4 protein-coding genes are annotated in these 4593 nt (G+C 44.0%); all 4 read right to left on the reverse strand.

Annotated features, from left to right (window positions below; all coding sequences use genetic code 11):
• Positions 1-45: 45 nt before the first annotated feature.
• Positions 46-780: a hypothetical protein gene (locus FCN80_RS25335; protein ID WP_230492956.1), complete on the reverse strand. Its 735-nt coding sequence runs from the start codon at positions 778-780 to the stop codon at positions 46-48.
• Positions 781-782: 2 nt separating this feature from the next.
• Entirely contained in the window at positions 783-1046 is a 264-nt protein-coding gene (locus tag FCN80_RS25340; RefSeq protein ID WP_136993078.1) for a PAAR domain-containing protein, read from the reverse strand.
• A 951-nt stretch (positions 1047-1997) separates the two neighbouring features.
• The gene (locus tag FCN80_RS25350) at positions 1998-2438 is read right to left on the reverse strand and encodes a hypothetical protein (RefSeq protein ID WP_136993080.1); all 441 of its coding nucleotides are present in this window, start codon (positions 2436-2438) and stop codon (positions 1998-2000) included.
• A gap of 1 nt (position 2439) precedes the next feature.
• On the reverse strand, positions 2440-4593 hold a 2154-nt coding region (locus tag FCN80_RS25355; RefSeq protein WP_230492957.1), incomplete at its 5' end, for a glycoside hydrolase family 24 protein.

Below are 4593 nucleotides of genomic sequence, written 5' to 3' on the forward strand. Positions count from 1 at the left end.
AAAGCGAGTATTTTTAGTCATCCTGTTACCTCTCTCTCAAAGAGTTTAGTCTCCAGGATTCCCGGGGCGGTTCAGATGATCCCAGCGCTTATCCAACCAGGCATCAAACGCAGCGAGTCCTTTTTCCGACATTGGACGGAATACCCTGCCGGTTTTCCTCAAAAGCTCGGCTTTGATCCGATCTTCCGTTAGGGGGTAAATGTCACTGTCACAATCCAGCATCAGCCAGCACGGGAGCGTTGCCGGGAGAGGTTCAACAATCTCTTCGACACGAGAGGTCAGTTTGGCGACAATGCATTCCATTTCCTGGGCCAGGTTTGTCTGTAAAGCGGTCATTGCTGCATATCTGACGGGCTTTTCGCATCCCCTTGGCCGGGAAAAGTCGATGACGGGGGCCGCACGGGTCATCGCCGTCAGCAGTTCACTGGCTTTATTACCGGCTGATGTCTGAATCAAGGCATCCAGAATCCAGGCACAACGCTGACCCCGGTGAATTTCACGCTCAATAAGGATCTCACGCTCCACGTTACGGGATTCAGCCCCAACCTGTTCCGCCTTATAGGCGAACCGGCGCAGACTAAAAATGAGCCCCCATGAGCAGAACGGCAAGCCGAGCGCGGTAAACCAGAACACAAGCCCCGAGCGCTCGGTGGTCCATCCCCAGAACGTCATGGCAATCCCCCCGAGCATGACAAACACCAGGAAAAGCAACCAGCGGCGGAGATTGGGCCGTGCGACTTTCGTTGCCTTTTCGGGAATGTCATCCAGCCAGACGGGCATAATCAGGCAACCTTTGCTGCGGCAAATGAACTGATCAACGTGCAACCACAGGCGCATTTGTGACCATGAAATGCAACCGGGATACCATGATCAAGATAATCAGGATTGCCTTCTACGATGGTTGTTGGTCCGTGGCCTTCGACCGGGCAGGAAACTTTGTCGCCTTTACGGGCAACGCCAATACCACCGAATTTCATTGTATCGGAAGCGGTTATCACTGAACCGCCGTGGGTGGTTTTGTCACCTTTACGGATAAACTGAAGCATTATGCCGAACCTTAATTAAAAATTTTAACAGTTGAAATTTAATGCATTACAGCGATGCTTTTATCAGTTTCGAATGTGTTCCGGTATCTCGTTTAACCCATAGATTCTTGAAATATTCAATTCCCTTCGGCATACGCTGTACATTGGAGTTCCAATCATAAATCCCTGAACATCACGTCAGTATTCTCTCGACGTCAGTCAGCTCTTTTGTGCGCGCTAGAAATTTTTTTATATCATGAAGGCCGCGTGAATCGCTAATTTTATATATTTTTTGATGAATGACATTCCTATCTTTCTCGGCGGCGACAGATGACAAATTAGCACACCCAAAACAATTAAGTTGTTTATATCAGGGAATTCATCTATCCCACTCTGGATTTTTCTGATTGCAACTCGGGTCTTGAAAGATTCGGTGTATACGCCAATGTAAAACGTAACCACAAAAAAATTTTCTTAAGGAAAATATGAATCCGCATTTGAATCACTACCAACATCAACCTCACAGCGAGATGAGGTTAATGTTATGAAATGATTATCTTTGAAGTTATAGGCGACATTAGCGCACTTAGCTTCTCCGTGTTTACTATTGGCAGGAATGTTCTGTCCTGAAATCCATGTCATACTACTATTCGGGTAATGTTCTATATTAAAAGGATCAGGAGAAGAAGTACCATTATCAATGGTTGGAAAATACTTAGTATTTCCATTGAATTCCGGCGCTTCTTTCTTGAGAACATTCAGGAACGGTTGCCAGATAGCGTCATTCTTTTTGAAACACCAGTCACTCGGATGTTTAACTAGCGTAAAGGCCCTTTCGTAGAACAGTATTAGAGAAAAGAGATTGAGATTTATTAAAATAGATTATTAACATGAGCGATCTTTATCGAATACCACTCATGAAGTCTTGAAGTCTTGAAGTCTTGAAGTCTTGAAGTCCAGCCATTGTTCACTTTATTTGAAATCGCACTTTTTCATTTTAACATTGGCACTTCCTTCAGAAGCCACAACAAAATCTGGCTCTGATTTCCATATATAAATTTTTTGTTTGTTGTCGAAAAATCCTTTCCATGTCATATGTAGAGTGCCATTCTCAATTGACATTTCAGCTATAGGTTCACTTTGAGAAATATCTGACCAGTCAATTGTCTCATTCATTGACTCAATGACGTCACGATAAAATAGCTTTAGTTTTCCATTATTATCCTCCACTATACCCCCTGAAATATAAAGATTATTATCGTTTACATTTACTCTTGCTTCATGAGAGGGTTTAACTTCCACGGAACCGCCAAACCCTCCGCAGTTCACTGACCAATAACCCACGCTATCTTCAGGATTTGCAAAAGACAAAAAAGGGATCAGACAGATCATTAACACAATTATGTTTTTCATTCTACAAATCATTTAAAAACCCATATTTTATATATAAATCCGTCTTACCTTCCATTTCTTCTTTAAAGAATTCATCATAAATTCTTAAACATTCACTTATTGATTTTATTGGCTGACTATGTCGCCCAGGTGGAAGGCTTGCCCATTCATAACTGCAACTATTCTGGATGGCATCATTAATTTTATTATGAATAATCAAATTTAAGCCATTGTTCCGTACTTTCTCCTTGAGTATTACAACGCAAAGTAAATCTTGTGATTCTGGCGTAAAATCTACAATGCCATATTTTTTTCTCCAAAAAACCGTAGAGCGATCATCCCAAGTATATCCCATAATTTGATAGGCACCTGCCGCGGAAGATATATATCTTTTCCCCGTTTCCTTATTTTGTCGAGTAATTTTAATCTGTGGATGTGTTGCGAATGTTTTATGATAATCCCGAATGAAAGATTGACCACCGAACAACCTTTCATATCCTTCTTCACCCGTTGTCCCCTCACAAACCCTAATCATCCTCATAAAAGCCCTTACTCTGGCTTCCTCGATAGTTATTGCCTTTAAGGAAAGATTATTAAGAAAGACAATTGGGTGCATATGCCATAATGAAGGTCCAAGATTCTCGGTCGTAACATCCTGCATCCAGGCCATCTTGTCGATGAATTCTTCACTGTATTTCTTCCATTCAGGAGCATCTTTCTTCAGTGCATTCAGGAATGGTTGCCAGATAGCATCGCCTTTTTTGAAATACCAGTCGCTGGGATGTTTTACGATTGTTTTCTGAATGACGTCACGATAGTCAGGATTATGAAGTGCTCTCCAGTATTCCATTGGAGAGTAACGGTCGTTCCCACTATCAATTTTATCAAGTAGGCGCTGATAATTATGCTTCACCAGTGCATGACTGGTCCGGGTATCACCGGTCGCAGCCTCGTAAAGTGCGTTGATAAGACTGCGGAAGAATCCAATAGGCTGGTTTTTCCCATCCAGGTAATCAAAGCTGGTAGGCTCAGCGGTTTCAGTTCTGAAACCCAACTTTGCCAGATCATACTGTGACAACAGTTGAGGCTCCGCCTGACCTTTGGGGACGTAGGCATTCTCTGGCCGTAGCTGCCAGTATTCCTGTTTTGTTGATTTATCCGTTTCAGCTGTGACTTTGCTCAACGGAAGAATGCCTGTCCGAGTTGTTGACGTCGCACCCTTTGAGAAGGTGCCTTTCGCGACATCTTTTGTGTACAGAGCAAGGCCAGGAGAATACTTCAGCCAGAGTGGTTTTTTCTCCCCCACATTTTCTGGGTTGGTCAGGAATTTTTCCAGATTATCATCCATGCTCGTGCATTCGATGTGTACCTGGTATCGTGCCTCATAGCCACCATCTTTTGGTGCCTGATAGTAGCCCATGTGCCCAATCGGGTCACCGGCCTTAATAGCAAATGGAGAACTGAGACTTACCGTTTTATCGAATACCATGACTTCCTTTACGGGAGGAAGCAAGTGTCGCCACCAGCCTGGACCGGCCCCCGGTGCTGGCTTAATATTGTTGTTATCCACAACAACCCAATAGCGCTGACCAGGTGTGAGAGTACTGCTGGTTTCTTCTGGTAATCCTTTCAGTGTCACAAGGCCATATTTTCGCTTGTTATTTCCTGTGGTGTTAAGATTGCTGTCTGCTGGGTCCCACTCCACTCTTGCCCCTTTAGGCATGTGTCCGGCAATTTGTGGAGAAGTTTTATCTGAAGTCAGTTTCGCCGTCAGCCAGTCCATTTCAGAATATGCTCTTAAAGTATCTTGAATGACCCACTGATTTTCTGCTTTGGCCTCATATGCTGAATACGGCGCAAGATGCATATACAGGGTGTAGAAATGCAGCCCACTGGATTCCTTATCACCTGGTTGAATGTAGTGTTTCACCAGCACAAACGAGCCAGAAAAGCTCAGTGGGCCGGATTCCCATGCAAGCGTCAGGTAATCCTTGCAGATCCGATAAGCAACCACTTCACCGTCAGCCATGCATCGAACAGCTTGTTCCCCTTTAAAGGGAACCGGGAAATCGAATGCTTCCAGAGGGGCTTTGCCACTGAGTGAGTAGGCCCCCTGCGAAACCAGACAGTAGAAGTCTCTTAACTTAAGAGATAGGCTTGGATACATGTCTAACAC

Source organism: Martelella alba, assembly GCF_005217455.1.
GTDB lineage: Bacteria > Pseudomonadota > Gammaproteobacteria > Enterobacterales > Enterobacteriaceae > Acerihabitans.